The 17,167-nt window shown below is 51.6% G+C and carries 14 protein-coding genes and 3 pseudogenes; 2 read left to right on the top strand and 15 right to left on the bottom strand.

Translation table 11 applies throughout. The features are described 5' to 3' along the window. Nucleotides 1–440: 440 nt before the first annotated feature. On the bottom strand, nt 441–1,340 hold the full coding sequence (locus tag ACWIKB_RS27845; protein WP_475270698.1) for a LysR family transcriptional regulator: 900 nt from the start codon (nt 1,338–1,340) through the stop codon (nt 441–443). Between the two features lie 139 nt (nt 1,341–1,479). On the opposite strand from ACWIKB_RS27845, the gene ACWIKB_RS27840 reads away from it, so the two are divergent. Continuing rightward, entirely contained in the window at nt 1,480–2,094 is a 615-nt protein-coding gene (locus tag ACWIKB_RS27840) for an FMN-dependent NADH-azoreductase (protein WP_475270697.1), read from the top strand. Between the two features lie 122 nt (nt 2,095–2,216). Here ACWIKB_RS27840 and ACWIKB_RS27835 read toward each other — a convergent pair whose 3' ends face one another. Next, nucleotides 2,217–3,743 carry an MFS transporter gene (locus tag ACWIKB_RS27835; RefSeq protein WP_475270759.1) on the bottom strand — a complete coding sequence of 509 codons (1,527 nt, stop codon included), beginning with the start codon at nt 3,741–3,743 and terminating at the stop codon, nt 2,217–2,219. Nucleotides 3,744–3,934: 191 nt separating this feature from the next. Between ACWIKB_RS27835 and ACWIKB_RS27830 the strand changes: the two genes are divergently transcribed. Further along, entirely contained in the window at nt 3,935–4,789 is an 855-nt protein-coding gene (locus tag ACWIKB_RS27830) for a LysR family transcriptional regulator (protein WP_475270696.1), read from the top strand. A gap of 133 nt (nt 4,790–4,922) precedes the next feature. Here the strand turns inward: ACWIKB_RS27830 and ACWIKB_RS27825 are convergent. The 13 genes and pseudogenes from ACWIKB_RS27825 to ACWIKB_RS27765 form a co-directional block, all read right to left on the bottom strand. Next, nucleotides 4,923–5,993 (bottom strand): annotated as a pseudogene (locus ACWIKB_RS27825) (RHS repeat domain-containing protein); the annotation flags it as partial. 135 nt (nt 5,994–6,128) lie between these two features. Next, a complete protein-coding gene (locus ACWIKB_RS27820; RefSeq protein WP_475270694.1) occupies nt 6,129–7,016 on the bottom strand; it encodes a hypothetical protein in 888 nt (295 codons plus the stop codon). Between the two features lie 387 nt (nt 7,017–7,403). Then, nucleotides 7,404–7,853: a hypothetical protein gene (locus ACWIKB_RS27815; protein WP_475270693.1), complete on the bottom strand. Its 450-nt coding sequence runs from the start codon at nt 7,851–7,853 to the stop codon at nt 7,404–7,406. Nucleotides 7,854–7,998: 145 nt separating this feature from the next. Continuing rightward, nucleotides 7,999–8,304, bottom strand: coding sequence for a hypothetical protein (locus tag ACWIKB_RS27810; protein ID WP_475270692.1), 306 nt, complete (start codon nt 8,302–8,304; stop codon nt 7,999–8,001). Between the two features lie 12 nt (nt 8,305–8,316). Then, the gene (locus tag ACWIKB_RS27805; protein WP_475270758.1) at nt 8,317–8,616 is read right to left on the bottom strand and encodes an HNH endonuclease; all 300 of its coding nucleotides are present in this window, start codon (nt 8,614–8,616) and stop codon (nt 8,317–8,319) included. Between the two features lie 78 nt (nt 8,617–8,694). Next, nucleotides 8,695–10,731, bottom strand: a pseudogene (locus ACWIKB_RS27800) (RHS repeat-associated core domain-containing protein); the annotation flags it as partial. Between the two features lie 160 nt (nt 10,732–10,891). Continuing rightward, complete coding sequence (locus tag ACWIKB_RS27795; RefSeq protein WP_475270691.1) at nt 10,892–11,605, bottom strand: SMI1/KNR4 family protein; 714 nt, start codon at nt 11,603–11,605, stop codon at nt 10,892–10,894. Between the two features lie 11 nt (nt 11,606–11,616). Beyond that, nucleotides 11,617–12,846, bottom strand: a complete 1,230-nt coding sequence (locus tag ACWIKB_RS27790) for a PAAR domain-containing protein (protein WP_475270690.1) — start codon at nt 12,844–12,846, stop codon at nt 11,617–11,619. Nucleotides 12,847–13,137: 291 nt separating this feature from the next. Continuing rightward, nucleotides 13,138–13,719, bottom strand: a complete 582-nt coding sequence (locus ACWIKB_RS27785) for an Imm5 family immunity protein (protein WP_475270689.1) — start codon at nt 13,717–13,719, stop codon at nt 13,138–13,140. A 65-nt stretch (nt 13,720–13,784) separates the two neighbouring features. After that, nucleotides 13,785–14,213 (bottom strand): suppressor of fused domain protein, encoded by a 429-nt coding sequence (locus ACWIKB_RS27780; RefSeq protein WP_475270756.1) that lies wholly within the window; start codon nt 14,211–14,213, stop codon nt 13,785–13,787. Between the two features lie 511 nt (nt 14,214–14,724). Beyond that, nucleotides 14,725–15,153, bottom strand: coding sequence for an NTF2 fold immunity protein (locus tag ACWIKB_RS27775; protein WP_475270688.1), 429 nt, complete (start codon nt 15,151–15,153; stop codon nt 14,725–14,727). Between the two features lie 2 nt (nt 15,154–15,155). After that, nucleotides 15,156–16,603 (bottom strand): annotated as a pseudogene (locus ACWIKB_RS27770) (RHS repeat domain-containing protein); the annotation flags it as partial. A gap of 21 nt (nt 16,604–16,624) precedes the next feature. Beyond that, nucleotides 16,625–17,164 carry a hypothetical protein gene (locus ACWIKB_RS27765; RefSeq protein ID WP_475270687.1) on the bottom strand — a complete coding sequence of 180 codons (540 nt, stop codon included), beginning with the start codon at nt 17,162–17,164 and terminating at the stop codon, nt 16,625–16,627. Between the last annotated feature and the right edge of the window lie 3 nt (nt 17,165–17,167).

The following is a 17,167-nucleotide window of genomic DNA, read 5'->3' as shown; positions in this document are numbered from 1 at the left end:
CCACCTTTTGCCCGCACCGTGGCCTCATCCGATGATCGAAGTACTCCCACACAATTATGGGATCAATATTTTCCCGTCGTACTATCTCATCTACTACTGCCTGATCACCCGCCTCATGAAAGATTCCGATAGTTGATAGCGTTTCAATCGAAGGGCAATAAGCCGTTATCAAATCGCCGCATCGATCACAGATGCGGTGGGCGTGGTGGGAAATCATAAGGTCAATCCATGCGCGTAGACTCAGAACGGTATCTTGAACGTGCGTCGCTGGAAACAGGAAAAATGGACTTGAGCTGCCTTCCCCTCAGTACCTGCTTTGGCTCCGGACTGTAGGAAAGGCGTCCCAATCGTCTAACCTTCTGATTGTCGAGATCGACTCGGGGAGCTGCCCTTTGGCCAACGGGATAACCAAACCGCTGACGTTAGTCGTCTTCGTATCATCACATGCACAGACGACAGGTCAGATCATTCAGAAGCCATCGGCCTGCTATCCCTAACGAGCGATTTTGCATGTGCGCTGCGTAGATCGTAAGTGTGTCTGGTGTGCGCTGAAGTTCGGCGGTTAACTCAAGCGTCACGAGGCGTCCTGAAGCCAGATGATCCGCAATCAGATGCTCTGGCATTCGACACCAACCGAACCCGGCGAGCAAAAAATCCAGCCGCCGTGCCAAATCTACAAACCGCCACTGGTGACTGCCCGCCACCCCATAACTAGGGCCGTCGGGAGAAACCGGATCGGAAAGTACCAGTTGCACATAAGGCTTGAGGTCGGCACTTGTTGCCCGACGGCCTAACATAGCCAGGGGATGTCCGCTGGCTACCACTGGCCTCAAGTCGACGCTGAGCAGCGGCAGTGCATCGATATCGTCGGGCACTGTCGGAATCAATGTGCAAAGCGCCAGTGCCGCATCGCCGTTGCGCAATCGGCGCTCTGCGCCGCCTAAGCCTTCTGTAGAAAAACTCACTGCCAGATGCGGAAAAGCCTCACGGATAGCGCGCAGGCTTTCGATGAGCGGTGCGCTAGGGACTAGAGGGTCTATGGCGAGAGCCAACTCCGGCTCAACCCCTGCTGCCGTACTTGCGGCCATTGCTTCAAACTGGGCAGCGCTTGCCAGCACTGCGCGCGCTTGAACCACTAGCACTCGGCCTACCTCAGTGAGGGCCGGACGATGGCCGCTGCGATCAAACAGCCTCACACCTTGAACTGACTCAAGCGTGGCAATCGACTGGCTAATGGCAGATTGAGCACGCCTCAGGTGACGGCCCGTTGCCGAGAAACTGCCTGTATCAGCAATGGTTACAAGGATACGCAACTGATCCAGGCTGAGATTTCCGATCATGAACCATCACTTAAACAGATGGACTCAATCATATTTACATCACTCCTGCTTAGAGATCGCATTGGGTAGAGTGTGTCGCACATCGCCTACAGCGACAACGCAAAACATACCGCCGCGTCACCGCGCAGGAGTTACTTTCATGTCCAGGCTTCTCACCATTGAAACCAGCCCCCGTGGGGATACTTCAATCTCCAGGCAGCTCACTCGCCGATTTGTGGCCGCGTGGGAGGCTGCACACCCTACGGGCGCCATCAAAATACGGGATCTATCGGACACTCCGCTTACGTTCGTGACGGCCCCCTGGTTACAGGCTTACTTCACCCCGCAACCCCAACATTCGCCTGAAATGAAAGCCGTGTTACAGCTATCCGATGAACTTACGGCCGAGCTGCTGGAAACCGATCACGTGGTCATTTCAACGCCGGTCTACAACTACAACGTCCCTGCGGCGCTAAAGGCGTGGGTGGATCACGTGGTACGTAAAGGCCTGACCTTGGGCTTTGATGGTAAAGGGCTGGTGACCGGTAAAAAGGCAACGGTGCTGCTTGCCTCGGGAGGTGTATACAGCAACGACTCCCCGATCAGAGACCGTGACATTGCGACCCAATATTTGAAACTGATCCTGAATGTCCTGGGTATCACTGACGTCACCTTTATTGCCGCCGGCGGCGCTAAAGCTGTAGATCTCGGAGAAATCAGCATGCACGATTTTCTAGATACATTTGATCATCAAATTCAAAAGTCGCTAGTTTAGGCAGCAGTTCTCCTGGCTGTTCGGCATGGTTGTTGTCCATGAGCGCGCGCCGTCATTGAGATAGCACTACTGTCGTCCAGCGTTTGACGGCTCTCGGCCAGAAGCAGTCCTTCGGTTTACATTCACTGCGGAGAATGAATGGCTTTGCTCGAACGGAAGACCCAGAAGCTCGCCGCCACCAGCACCCACGCAGCAATTCCGCCATAGAGCATCACCCAGCCAAACCCATGTGCCAAAGCCGCGTTGGCGATATCGATCGGAATCGTAATCCCTTGGCGAGTCTGCCCCAGCACAGCAGAGTTGCCAGCTGAAATATTCTCCGCCAGCAACCTCAACTGCACGTCATCGTGCGAACCCGATAGCTGGCTGTGCAGGGAAGACAGAATGCCTTCCACCAAGATGAACCCCATGAGCGCGATATTGATTGCAAGACTGATCATACGAGCGCTGATATCAATGCCCGATGCCATGCCAGCTCGCTCACTGGGTACCGATCCGGTGGTGGTATTGGTGACTGGCGTGTTGGTCAGTCCCAGTCCGATCCCGGCAATGAGGCAGCCTGGAAGCATCGTCAGCCAACTGGCATGCGTGACACTGCTGCCCCATTTCATCAGCAGAAATCCCAAACCGATGGTGAACAAGCCTGCAGGAATGACTACGTCAGGTCGATAGCGTAGCGCCAGCCGTTCGCCTAACGGAGGGACAACCAGAGTCGGCAGCGTATAGGCCAGTAGTGCCAGGCCGGTGCCGACACTGGCGTAGCCCAGGCCATTTTGAAAGTACAGAGGCAGGTAAATCATGAATGGCCAGAAGCTGAAGTTCATGCCTGCCGACCCTAACAAGGCGCCCGAGAAGCGGCGGATGCGCAATACGGAGAAGTCGAACATGGGATCGACATGGCGGCGCTGCGCGACGACAAAAACAACGAAGCTGACAATTGCCACAACCAGGCTGGCGATGACCGATCCACTGGAGAAACCCACTCCCGCGCCCTGCGTGATGAACCAGGAAAGACCTAACACTGCCAGCGACAGCGAAATAATGCCCAATACATCCAGCCTGCGACGCTGTGGATCGCGTGATTCATCGACTCCGACGATCACCAGCACCATCGCAAGCACGGCAATTGGCGCGTGCACCAGGAACACCCACTCCCAACTCGACAACGCCACGATTGCAGCGCCGATAATCGGACCGAACCCCAAGCCGATGCCAAACACGATCCCCCAAGCGCTGAAAGCTCTGCCACGGGCAGCACCCGACTGGAATCGGTGAGACAACACTGCCACCTGACAGATCAGCATGGCACCACCGGACATCCCTTGCAGGAATCGGCTTGCGATCAATACGCTGGCGCTGTTCGCCAAACCACAGCCCAGTGAGGTAATGCCAAACAGCACCAGGCTAATGGTAAATACGCGCTTGCGCCCATACCTGTCCGCCAGTGTGCCGGTGGCCATCAACACCGTGGTGCAAGCGATTGTGTAGGCGTTCATGATCCACTGCATTTCTTTGAAATCGCTGCGCAGAATCGATTCAAGAGTGGGCAGGATTGCCGGTACGCTTGAGATTTCCAGGCCGAACATCAATGAGGCCAAACAAACGGCGGCTATTGTGAAAACATCTTTTTGCGACGAGGAGAACGGCATTGTGATCTTCCAGATCAAGTTGATGGGCGCTGGCAGGACCGCCCTGAACGCCGTCAGGGAGAGACTCAATAGTTTCGCCAGCATCACCGGGCGCATGTCCAAGTGACCGAGCGCATTCTGGAAGTCATTAATAAATGACAGAAGTGATTTAATTTCGTAAGTTTTATTAATATTCGTCATGAGTGGATCAAATGGACTTCGACCCAGCGCTGTTGCGTGCTTTTGTCGCTATCAACGAGACCGGCAGTTTCACCCGTGCCGCTGAGCGGCTGCACTTGAGTCAGTCGGCGATCAGTCATCAGATCCGCCGCCTGGAGGAACAGGCCGGCACCACGCTACTGGTACGTACCACCCGCCATTTGACGCTAACAGAAGATGGCGAAGATTTTCTACGCCATGCTGAACACGTCCTCACAGCACAAGACGCCCTCTCCCGGCGCTTCGAAACGTCACCGGTATCCGGGGCCGTGCGCTTCGGCACACCGGAAAATTTTATCGGCGATGGCCTGCCGCCGTTACTCTCACGGTTCGCCAGACAATTTCCCGCAGTACGCCTGGATGTGACCGTCGGCACCTACCTCGATCTACGCGCGCTGGTCGATGCCGATGGTCTCGATCTGGCCGTGGTCATGGCATTGCCGGGCAGCCCGGCGGGCGGTATGGTACTGCGCGAAACCCGGTTTGTCTGGGCAGCGGCGCACAGTTTCGACTTTAACGGCGCCGGCCCTTTGCCGTTGGCGTTTGCACCCGCGCCCTGCGTGCACCGCCAGGTAGCCGTCGATGCCTTGAAAAACTCTACCGTGGACTGGCGAGTCGCCTTTACCTCTCCAAGCCAACAAGGCCTGCGAGCAGCGGTATTGGCGGGGCTCGCCGTCACCGCTCTACCGCTGGAAGATCTGGAGCCCGGCATGGTAGTGATTGACGGCCAATATGGCCTGCCCCCGCTAACGGATGCCGATTTCCGACTGGTATGGAGTGTCACCGGAAAAACACCGGCGGCCAGCGCATTTGGGCAGTTGCTGGTGGAAATGCCTAAGTCACCATAAACCCACACAACCTGACGGTCACAGGCAATCCTGGACGAGCGCCCTGTTGATTGAAATGACTGCCAGGAGTCGATTTCGGTCAGTTGTGACAGGTAGCAATCGGCTGACGAACCGTCATTCGAACCGCCTACGAAAGCTCCGGATCGTAATACCGAAACGTGTTGTAGTGCAGCCCCGTCTCGTCGTCGAAATACTGTCCCTGAAACCGCAGGTTTTGCTCAACCTCGTTCACCGTCAGCGTTTCGATGGAACCCCACGCCTTGTACGTCGCCTGCCAGACGATCTGCCCCTCGGGGTCCGTCATCTCCAGCGGCGTACCAATCTGATCGGTGTGAAAGTAGTAAAGCTTCTGCTCCTCGCCTTCCGCCTGATCCACCCGCGCCAACGGCGCATAACTACCCGGCTCGTAAACGTAAAGGCTGCTCTGCCCCGGTGTTTCCTCGCGCAACAGGCGCAAGCCTTGCCACAGAAAATTCTTCTGTTCGGTGACGCCGTTAACCTCTGACACCTTGGCCACGCGACGCCCCAGGCTGTCATAACGATAATCACCGGTACTTTCCAGCTTGCCGTTCACCAACGTCTCGGCCTTAACCAACCGATTTTCACCGTCATAACTGAACGTCTGCAGCCTGCTCATCCCACTGCGTTTTTCAATCAGGTTGCCCCACGCATCGTAGGTATATTCCTGATCCCGCCACTGCTTGATCCGGTTGTCCTTCACGTGATCGAACTGGCTGGTGTTGAAGTTCAACCGGTTCGCCGCCGCGTCGTAGCGGAACTCTTCACTGTCCACCAACTTGCCAGTATCACGGCTGTGCAGTTGGCCGTTGGCTTCGTAGTCGTACTTGATCTCGCCGCGCAACTTGTCGAGGGTGCGGGTGAGTTCGCCGGCGGGGTCGTACTGGTGACGGCGGTGGATCGGGTTGTAGGCGTGCTCCACCAGCAGTTCGGGCTGAATGCCGGGGTTGTGGAGTTGCGAGAGTTTTTCCGCCGGCAGGGTCGAGGCGAACTGCCAGGCTTTGCGGCCCATGGCGTCGTAGCCAAAGCAACTGGTGAGCTGGCCCTGGGTGCGCAGGACTTCGCGGTGCAGGTCATCGCGTTCCATGTCGCTGATGAGCTGGCCGTCGAGGTTGAGTTGGTGCAGGTGACCGCTGCCGTAGCAGAGGTGATTGAGGTGCTGGCCAGTAGGCAGGGTCAGCGTGGTTCGGATCGTCTGATCCAGAACCGCGTCGCCTAAATACATCGCTACACCCACAAAAAACCCAGCCTGATCAGCCGGGTTTTTCTTGGTGTGAACAGTCGTCTTTGACATGACACGCCGGTCGGCGCCTCTAGATCCTCAAGCCAGACTTTGGACAGTCTCACCGCTGCTTGCACGCTGGGCATCCAGCAATACATCCAGAGTCGTGAGGAACAGGTCATGACTCAGGATGCCCGTGCACACTGTTGATAGTATCTGATTCCCTGCCTCATCTTTAATGGTGACCCTCTCACTCCATGTATTTAAATCGATTGAGGATAGGGTCGACATTGGGACTTTACGTCCCTCAACTTCAAGAAACTCACTTGTCACAATGATTGTCTGAGTGGTGACATTGAGGAAGTCCCCCGAGAGCCGTTTGTGCCAGACCTGCCCTGTAGTCACAAACCTGAAAGTCACCGCACCACCAGACACAAGCCTGTCCATCACAACCGGCAGACGCTCGCGAACGTGCAACTCGCGCACTAGTTGCTGAAACTCCTGAAAGCCTTTGAGTGACTCGATCACTCGATGAAATGACTCACTGTCATTACGACGGTACGCCAAATTAGTGATCAGGCCGGTAAATGCAGCTTGCCCTGAGCCGAATAGATAAAGGTCTTCTATTTCAGCAAACGCCATATATTGTTGATCCGCTCCGCTGAAAGCAGCAATGCCGTGCTCGTAAATCTCATAATGGGTCCCGCGTAACTTCTTCTGCCATAAATGAATCCAAATCAGGACTGCCGAAATGATTACCAGCAAGCCACTGACAGAATAGATCAGCAACTTCGGACTCGAGCCATGGTTTGCATTCGTCCCGGGACTACTCACCGGCAGTATGGTACTCAGGTACAACACAAATCCCGCCAGGCACAGCATGACAATTCCGAATAAGAGCGTGAAGACCAGAAAACCTTTGCCATGGCGGAAGGTATTGATCAGCTTCCCTGTCACCATTGGAGCGAGCGTGGGTGATTGCTGCATAAATGATTACTTCCCTAGAAATTGATTTTGATTTTAAACACACGGCAATCGAGACGAGCGTCGCTGATGAAAAGCGTAAAAACGACAACGCATTGCACCTTCAGTATTTGAAAGGATTCCAGCCGTTGTACCCCTTCACTTCTTTTAGAAAGTACGCATAATTGACGCTGATGCCATAGCAAATCGAAACACCGATACCAAGGCCTCTTTCGAGAGAGCCTGGAAATTGCATGCCCAACATCGCGAAGCCCCTGATGAGCGCAGTATACATAAGCATCACCACGCCGAGCATCGCTAGATTGCGCTTCCAGAGCCCTAATACGTCATCACACCGTCAGTGTAGCTGAAGCGGTGTACTGAATCGCTGTTGCGATTGATGGCCAAACTCTACCGATATTTGCCTCCCATTGCTTCATCAAATAATTCTGACTCCCTACAAATTCTTTTCTCGACATCTGGTTCTGAAACACAGTGCGTCGTTGAATGACAGGTAGATTCCCTTACAGCATCTGCGCCTGTTTGGCCGTTATTTACCCTCCCGTATGCACCTCTGCAATAACTCCGTTCAACCTCTCTAAAATCAAGCCCTTTAAGACCCTTTGACTCAACAGCATCCTTGAACACTTGGCTCACATATAATATTTGCGGGCTTTCAGAAATACGGAATATTTCGCCCCTGTAACTTTCTGGAATTTTTAAAACAGCCTTATAAACCACATGCCCGCCCTCCCCTTTATCATAATCGGATTTTTCAAAATCAAATACATTTGGAATCAATTCCGCAATGCATAATGCTACGTCCTCAACACGTGGGCCGGATAAGCGCGGCTGGGTCACTCAGTCAATGCAGCATCATAAAAATTGAACGCAATAAAAGCGTATAGATGAGTGGCTGAGGCAAGCAGCCACTTTAAAAAATTCACATTTTAAAGAGCTCAATTAATTTTCACGAAAGCGATAATTCCACCGACTCAGGGTTCAATTAATCTTTAAAATCATCATTCTCAAGATAGTACAATGCCGCTTCCAAATATGCTTCTAAGTCCGGCTTATCTACTCGCGTGTCAGCGATAGCTTTGATGTCTAGCATAGTCGGACACTCAACAAATGTACGCTTAGATTTTTCAAAAAGAATCTCCTCTGCATCATCTTCCGCAACATAAAAAGCTGCAGAGCTTACAGACTCCTTTGACGCTCTATCTATTGTAGAATCGACGAACAGCCATCCAACATTTGACAAACGATCAATGTTGGCCAACAGATCAGCAAAACCTTTATACACCTTCATAACATCCTCATATTATCGACAGGCAGTACCACCGCCCCACTTATTTCGTCCACCCTTACCATCAGGATGGTATACCTTGTGATATGTCTGATGATCTAATCTGTCAACCATCTGAAGCGATCCAGGTTTATCTCCATGGTGCCAAGTCATACCCGGAGGCGAACTACCACGGAGCGAACCATCCGCTCGCGGCTGTACGTGTTCTACAACGCCAGGATACTTCGACTGCAACGTTTTCTTGAAGTAATAGTCAACTTTCACACGCTCATATACTGATTGATTAGCACGGCTGAAGTGCTCGACGTCCGTCATTTTGTACTCTGAATTCATCAAAGTATGTTCGTGATTAGAGTGATACTTTCCTAAGTCACGTACGCCTTCCCCGTTGTACCAACCAAGAGGGTCAACCCAACGTATCGCGTTAGCCGCATATTGATATAGGTTATCCCCCCCCCATCAAACCAATCGGATCCTGCGTAATAAACCGCCCCACCTCCGGATCATAATACCGAAACGTGTTGTAGTGCAGCCCCGTCTCGTCGTCGAAATACTGCCCCTGAAAGCGCAGATTCTGCTCGACTTCGTTGACGTCTAATCGCTCCAGCGAGCCCCACGCCTTGTACGTCGCCTGCCAGACAATCCGTCCCTCCCGGTCCGTCATCTCCAACGGCGTACCAATCTGATCAGTGTGGAAGTAGTAAAGCGTCTGCTCCCCACCCTCCTGCTGATCCACCCGCGCCAACGGCGCATAACTACCCGGCTCGTAAATGTACAGGCTGCTCTGCCCCGGACTTTCCTCACGCAGCATGCGCAGACCTTGCCACAGGAAATTCTTGTGCTGGGTTTTTCCGGAAACTGTTGAGGTCTTGCCAACTCGTCGACCGAGACTGTCATAACGATAAGCGCCACTACTTTCCAGCTTGCCGTCAACCAACGTCTCGGCCTTAACCAGCCGATTTTCACCGTCATAACTGAACGTCTGCAGCTTGCTCATGCCACTGCGTTTTTCAATCAGGTTGCCCCACGCATCGTAGGCATATTCCTGATCCCGCCACTGCTTGATCCGGTTGTCCTTCACGTGATCGAACTGACTGGTGTTGAAGTTCAACCGGTTCGCCGCCGCGTCGTAGCGGAACTCTTCACTGTCCACCAACTTGCCGGTGTCACGGCTGTGCAACTGGCCGTTGGCTTCGTAGTCGTACTTGATCTCGCCGCGCAACTTGTCGAGGGTGCGGGTCAGTTCGCCGGCCGGGTCGTACTGGTGACGGCGGTGGATCGGGTTGTAGGCGTGCTCCACCAGGAGCTCGGGTTGAATCCCCGGATTGTGGATTTGTGAGAGTTTCTCCGCCGACAGGGTCGAGGCGAACTGCCAGGCCTTGCGGCCCATGGCGTCGTAGCCGAAACAACTGGTGAGCTTGCCTTGAGTGCGTAACACCTCGCGGTGCAGGTCATCGCGTTCCATGTCGCTGATGAGCTGGCCGTCGAGGTTGAGTTGGTGCAGGTGGCCACTGCCGTAGTACAGGTGGTTCAGGTGTTGGCCGGTCGGCAGGGTCAGTGTGGTCAGGTTGCTCAGCGGATCGTAGTCGTAGGACAAGGCGCCTTGCGGCGTGGTCTCTTTGATCAGGCGGCCCAGCAGGTCGTAGGAGAAATCGAGTTTTTCTTCGCTGACGCCGAGTTTTTTGCCGTGGGCGGTAGGCAGGCGCTCGATGCTGAGCAAGCGGTCTGCGTCGTCGTAGGTGTAATCCTGACGCGCATCGGCGTTGAGCTTGGCCAGCAGACGGCCGATTAATCGCGCTCGAATTCGGTGTGGCGCTGTGGCCGTTCGGCGCGTTCGCCGTAGCCAATTTCGTCAACCCGCGTCAGGTGCCCGCCCAGGTTGTAGCTGAACTGGCGGGTCAAGTTGTCGATGCGTTTTTCTTCAACCAACCGGTCGGAAGCGTCATAGGCAAACTGATAAGCCGCGCTGTTCTCGTTGACCAGCGCGGTCAGGCGAATGGCCTGGTCATATTCGTAGCGAATGCGTTGGCCTTTGGCGTCCTGGCGGCTGCTCGGCAGGCCGCGGGCGGTGCGCAGCAGGCGCGTGGTCTGGCCTTTGCCGTCGGTGTGCGTCAGCACCTGACCGAGGGCGTTGTAGGTAAACGACTCGGCGCTGCCGTCCGGGTGCTGGATGCGCAGCACTTCGCCGTCGGGTTTGCGTTCCAGGGTGGTGGTCTGATTCAGGGCATCGGTGACGGCGATCAGGTGATGGCGTTCGTCGAAACGGTAGTGGGTGTTTTTGCCCGAGCAATCCTGGAAGCGTTCGACCTGGGTCAGGGTGGTCTACCACAGTTATTCGGTATTAGTTGTGGCGTCGATGAGGGTGTGAGGCAGGCCGTCGTCGCTGTTGAGTTATTCGGCCCTGTTGCCCAACGCATCGGCTTCGGCGATGGCCCCGCAAGTGATTGTAGACGTGCGAGCCATCATTATACAATTGATGAAATCCTAGTCGGAGCATCTGTAATTCGCACCGGAGGGGGGAAGAACACTTTTATCTACCCCCCAGTTAGTATTCCTGAATACTCAGATTATGTAGGTCGTGTAAAATAACTCAAGTCTTGAGATTTGTTTCGACAATCAATACATCGTTGCGTAACTGAGTGTCTTCGAGAAAAATAGAAATCCATGTATCCATAATTTCAAAAACGTTTACATCTATCTCTGGACCCATGGGCTCCTCATGCCACCAGATAATGCCCTTATCCTGATTCTGACTATTTAGATCTATGGCTAAATAATCACCGCCTCCATTAGAAAAAACCGTCAGCCAACTCTCAGCGAAGCTTGTTTCTTCTTCATCGATTAAATCAGCTACACATGAAAAATCCTCAATTGGTTGAGGCCCCATAGATCGTGCTGGAAAAAAGGTAAATCCATTATGCACATGACTGTAAAACCGTGAAAGCTCACCCTTAACGGGGTTGACTACATCATCGTTCAACGGACAACTATTTATTGGCATACCTGCAATGTAATAATAGAGCTCATTCGCATCATGAAAAACATACGCCAGCTCAATTTTCTCTCCAACCAAGACAATTGTACCAATTAAACAATTTTCTAGTAAGGACAGTACCCAAGGCAGTTTTTCCCTAAAGGAATACCATGCGAATGGAAATTTAGGAGGGTTTACATCAGCCACACCAAACTCCAACCACTCCCCAGGTATAATGATATTGCTTGGCAATTCGCTTGACGAAAAATACACATCCCGATCTGAAAAGCTAGCTCTAGCTTGTTCAGCAACATCATCCAAAGTAATCATATCGACTCCTTTTAGGGCAAAAGGCCATAAATTTTATCCTGCAATTCAATCTCCAGCTTAGCTGCGCGTTCCATCATACTGCTTCTGAAAGTGGGATCAACATCAACATTTCCTTTTTTGTAACGCGTCCACTGCTCGTAGGATTTGGCCCCTCGTGAAGTATTTGCAGTTTCACTCAAAGGGGCGAAATTTGGTTTATGGTTTAAAACTTCAAGCTGATTATTAAATGAAAGCTTATTAAAACCATCCATTTCTGTAATTTGTTTCATTGGAACTACGTGATCAGCGTGCAGGGGCTTCGTAATTTCTAATCCAGGAAGAGCAGGATCTTTCATCGGAAGTACAACATCTTCATTGACCATTTTTTGAATTTCTTTGCTTGGCGTCCTGGCTCTAAGTTTTTGGTAAGCATCTGGTGAGACACCTTTGTGTTCAATCGGAGGAAGTGCCGGCCTTTTTACAATTTTGACATTGCCCAGATTTGCCCCAAATCCCTGAACCTTAATCTCATACCGCGCGTCAAAAGCCTTACCCCCCTTGGTTCCAAGCCCACCCCCCAATAACGCCCCGCCAAACGCCATAAGCTTCTGGCCATCTGAACCTTGACCAAAAAGTTCACCACCAGCCCAGTTCCCCGCCATCCCACCCGCGATCCCACCGGCAAGGCCTGCGATTACGATTACCGGGCTTGCCAACACAAAAGCACTGGCCAAACCGACGATAAGAACTGCTCGTTCTAACCACTCAGGAACTTCTGGATCAATTGCATCCGTAGTCTCAGTCCCGCCGCCAATAAAAACATTCCCAGAGCCTGCACTGATCTTGCCGTCACATACGGTTCTATCTCCAACGCGCGCTGCGGGCTGGCCGTTGATATAAACAGAGTCGCTACCCTGCGCCAGAATTTGAGGAGCGGGGCCATGCTGGTCACACACGGCGGTATCTACGTGAGCTCTAGCGGCAGCTTTACTATTGGTAAAGACATTTCCAGAGCCCGTCTTGATTTGTCCTGCACCATGGCTGGCAAAGGAGAGGCTACCGAGCAATTGCCCTACTCCCGCACCGGTCGCGGCCCCTGCGCCGACCATCGCACACAGTGCTACTGCACCCAAGCCGCCGGTCCCGACGATGGCAATACCTACCAAAACTGCACCAGCGCCAATTGCAAGCCCGGCTAGCAGCCCTCCTAACGCGCTCGAATGCTCAATCGGGTCATCCAGGCGCGCCGCGGCTTCGCTCATGAAGGCAGAACCTCGTCGACGATCTCCTCCTTGTCGATTTCAGGTGGGGAGCGCAACTCAAGCGTCTCAACCAATGCTTCAAACTGACCTCCGGCATGCAGCATGGCACGCACTCAGTGCAGCCCTGACCCAGTTAGCAGGGAGATGAGCAACCTGCCCACCCGTTTGGCCGAGCACTTTATAACTTGAGCCAAGGACGTAATCGGCACTTCCAGATGTAGCTGACCTTGGGCGGTTGTACAAAACAATACTTATTCGGCTCTTGCAACAGCCCATATTACTGATACCGCGCTACGAAACTTGCGAAACTGCATCAATTAGATACCACTGCCAAAATTTTCGACGTAACTCAGCATCACCATCCTCTGCCAAGCCTCCGGCGAACGCCGATGCGACCAAATAACTAGGTTCAAAAGCGGCGGGATCTAGGTCGCGATCACTTCGCCCGTCCGCTGGATCAAAATCATACTTGCTTGCTGCTGTGATCACTGTGTTGGCAGCTGCATGCCCCACAAACATTGCTGGGTATTCATCAAGTTCATAATCTTGATCCTCAACTACCGCCACATAAAATTCATCCCGAACACTCATCGCCTTTTCTTCGGATAACGCTCCTTTTGCCAGAGCAAGAGCCATAGACAATATACTAGCTACTTCTTCAACCCCCCCAAACTTTCGAACCCAAAAAAGTGAACCATGCTCTACACAAAGAGCATCAAGCCTGGTGAGAGTGAAACGTCGTTCCTCTTCAACCTGGCCTTCAGTGATTGTCTCCCACAACAGCTTTCTTAGCGGTAACATTAACTCACCAGATAGAGACCCTCTCACCTCATCTAAAAGAACTTTAATCAAAATCTCAGATTTTTCGTTCATTCCGACCTCAAACGTTCATTCCGACCTCAAAATTGTCTCTTATCACTGACAGCAAAATGACTATCTTACCCCCATAAAAGCGGGCACCTATTACAATCGAGTGTATTTATTTCCTGCTCTGACAACAACTCATCGAAAGCGCCGCCACCAAACTTGTTAATAAAGATACGTTCTTCCTCATGAACAGAAATGCACTGCAGCCAATTAAACTTCAAGCTTGAAAAGCTTAACTCTGAAAAATGAGCATCATTCCAGACAAATGGTACTGCAAGGTAAATATGAGGCATGGGTGGAGCAGGCAAATAATCGTTAAAGAAGTTGGGGACCACAACCCCCAACATCACTACTGATTGTAGTTTTCTTATATGAAAAGCGGCAGATACTAACGCATTCTCCCAATAAACTTCGTTTGCCATGGCAGCCGAACAAAGCTCCACCCTTGTTTCAAACTCTCTTCCACTATCTTCGAATAATAGAGTTTCGTAAAGTCCTATCGTTGAAATCGATTTAACCCCTTATGGATAGAGTCCAGCGTCGTCAACAAACCTATGGAAATGCTTTCTTCATCATCGTAGTAAGCTTGTACTTTTAATTCGCCTCCAAGATATAGAGCGCATGTTTTACAACTGCTTTACATGGCGCGCTTGGAGCCGATACATCTTAGACCCTTAAGACAAACCGATTTCATTTTCATCAGCATGGCTTTAACTAGAAGAGAGAAATTTTAACTTAGAGACACTTGCATTTTTGCTAACATCCAAATACTTCAACGCCGTTTTTTTTGTAAACTATGGCTTCTCTTCAAAAACTGCACAATTAAATAGCACATCGCTAGCTAGAACATTTCGAGTCCTGCCACGAACTTGAGAAAACCAATAACGTAACCCCGTGAAAAAAAACGAGTCACGGGGTATCGCTCCCAGCCGCTTCAACGATCATTTTTTAAAAAACTACAAGCCTAAAACAACCGAACACACTGATATTTTTAACAATACCCCCTATAACTTACAAGGGGGAACGCTTCCACTTATCATCATAACCGAAGCTTTCTTTTTTCTTTATCTTCCAACTTCCCGCCTTATATATAATAGTAATCCTTGATGTAACCTCCACACCTACGGTTTGCTGAACCCCCACAACGATCTCATCAATTCCGGTGGATGTAATCTCTATAACGTCGCTCTGGGGATCATATGTGGGAGGGCTAATACAGCCCAAATCTACTAACCGACCAAAATTACTTTTATCCTTCAGTGCATAGCGACTTAAGATTTCCTCCAACTTATCCCTATATCGGTTTTTTATCGCAGGATCGTCACCTCCGCTCGCTATATTTTTTTTTCGCTCAGCAAAAAATCCCACCTCCCACAAGTTCATCTCAATGAAAAACTCATTAACACACTGTAATGCCTGCAAAGATTTTTTATCAGTCATAATCAATTCCCAAATATCCCTTCTAGTACTTTACTACCCTGACGGTAAACATCATATGTTATCGATGTAGGGCGCGTACCGCCATTGCCGTAAATAAAATTCAGCTCAACATCTACCGGACCTTTCTTTTTAACTGTATTTGCAACAGCCGATTCAAAATCTCTAAACAGACCGCGATTTATCCCTTTCAACTGTGGGAAAACCCCATCTTTCCCACCCGCGCCGCCGAGAAGCTTACCGATTATGTGCCCGGCATCATCATCTGACTTGCCCAACAATCGGGCCCAAGCTCGAGACGAAGCATTTGAGGCAGTGCCCGTGCCTATGTCCTTCGGGGTAATAGTCGCGGTTGCTTTTAAAGGCTGCCCTCTCCCCCCTCTTGTGACACTAGTACTTACGCACCAGCCCAGTGGGTCAATCCAACCGTTGGTATTCGGAGCGTAACCATAGAGATTACTACCACCCAACAACCCAATCGGATCTTGCGTAATAAACCGCCCCACCTCCGGATCGTAATACCGAAACGTGTTGTAGTGCAGCCCCGTCTCATCATCGAAATACTGCCCCTGAAACCTCAGGTTTTGCTCAACCTCGTTCACCGTCAGCGTTTCGATGGAACCCCACGCCTTGTACGTCGCCTGCCAGACGATTTCGCATCTGCGCCCGTCATTTCCAACGGCGTACCAATCTGATCGGTATGGAAGTAGTAAAGCGTCTGCTCCTCACCCTCGGCCTGATCCACCCGCGCCAACGGCGCATAACTACCCGGCTCGTATATATACAGACTGCTCTGCCCCGGCGTTTCCTCACGCAACATGCGCAAGCCTTGCCACAGAAAATTCTTCTGTTCGGTGACGCCGTTGACTTCTGACACCTTGGCGACACGACGCCCCAAGCTGTCATAACGATAATCCCCCATACTTTCCAGCTCGCCGCCGACCAACGTCTCAGCTTTAACCAGCCGATTCTCACAGTCGTAGCTAAACGTCTGCAGCCTGTTCATCCCGCTTCGCTTTTCAATCAGGTTGCTCAGCGGATCGTAGTCGTAGGACAAGGCGCCTCGTGGTGTGGTCTCTTTGATCAGGCGGCCCAGCAAGTCGTAGGAAAATTCGAGTGTCTCTTCGCTGACGCCAAGCTTCTTGCCGTTGGCGGTTGGCAAGCGCTCGTTGGTCAACAAGCGATCGGCGTCGTCGTAGGTGTAATCCTGGCGGGCATCAGCGTTGAGTTTGGCCAGCAGTCGGACTATGGAGTCGCGTTCAAATTCTGTCTGACGTTGTGGCCGTTCGGCGCGTTCGCCGTAGCCGATTTCGTTGACCCGTGTGAGGCGTCCGCCAAAGTCGTAACTTCAATGGCGGCTCAAGTTATCGATTAACTTTCTTCGCTCAAGCAGCCGGAAGCGGAAAGTAGCGCTGTTTTCAATTCGCCCCTGCCTAATAGCAACTGCGGAATCAGGAGTACCGAACCCCCGCTTTCAAGAACTTCGCTCAACCTCTTTAAAACTAAGTCCCTTAAGACCATTTAACTCAACAGCATCTTTGAAAAACTGGCTAACAAATAGTACTTGCGGACTTTCAGGAATACGAAAGATTACGCCCCTGAAGCTTTGGGGAGTTTTTAGTACGGTTTTATAAACCACGTACCCGCTCTCTCCTTTATCGAAATCAGATTTCTCAAAATCAAACAAATCTGGTATCAACTCGACAACATAAAGTGCCACGTCACCCGCTCGGGCCCCAGATATCTTAACGCGCGGAAGCCCCTGTAAAAAACCGAGCTCCTTGTATGCTTTGTTCGAGACGATTAAGACAGGCCTGAAAAAAGTATAGAAATCAGAAAGCGCCGCTTTTTTCTTATCATCGCTATTATATACAACACTGTATTCTCGATCATCAGACTCCGAGCTGACATCACTATACGCTAGTTTTGTTGCAAACTGCTGCAGGCCTTCCACTTCATCCGCATCAACAAGAGTTTTGTATTTGTCATCTTGTGTAATCGAGTAAATCTTCATAAA

The sequence above is a fragment of the Pseudomonas sp. 5Vm1k genome (assembly GCF_056161485.1).
Note: the sequence above shows the minus strand (reverse complement) of the source record. Positions and strands in the feature narration are given on the sequence as shown.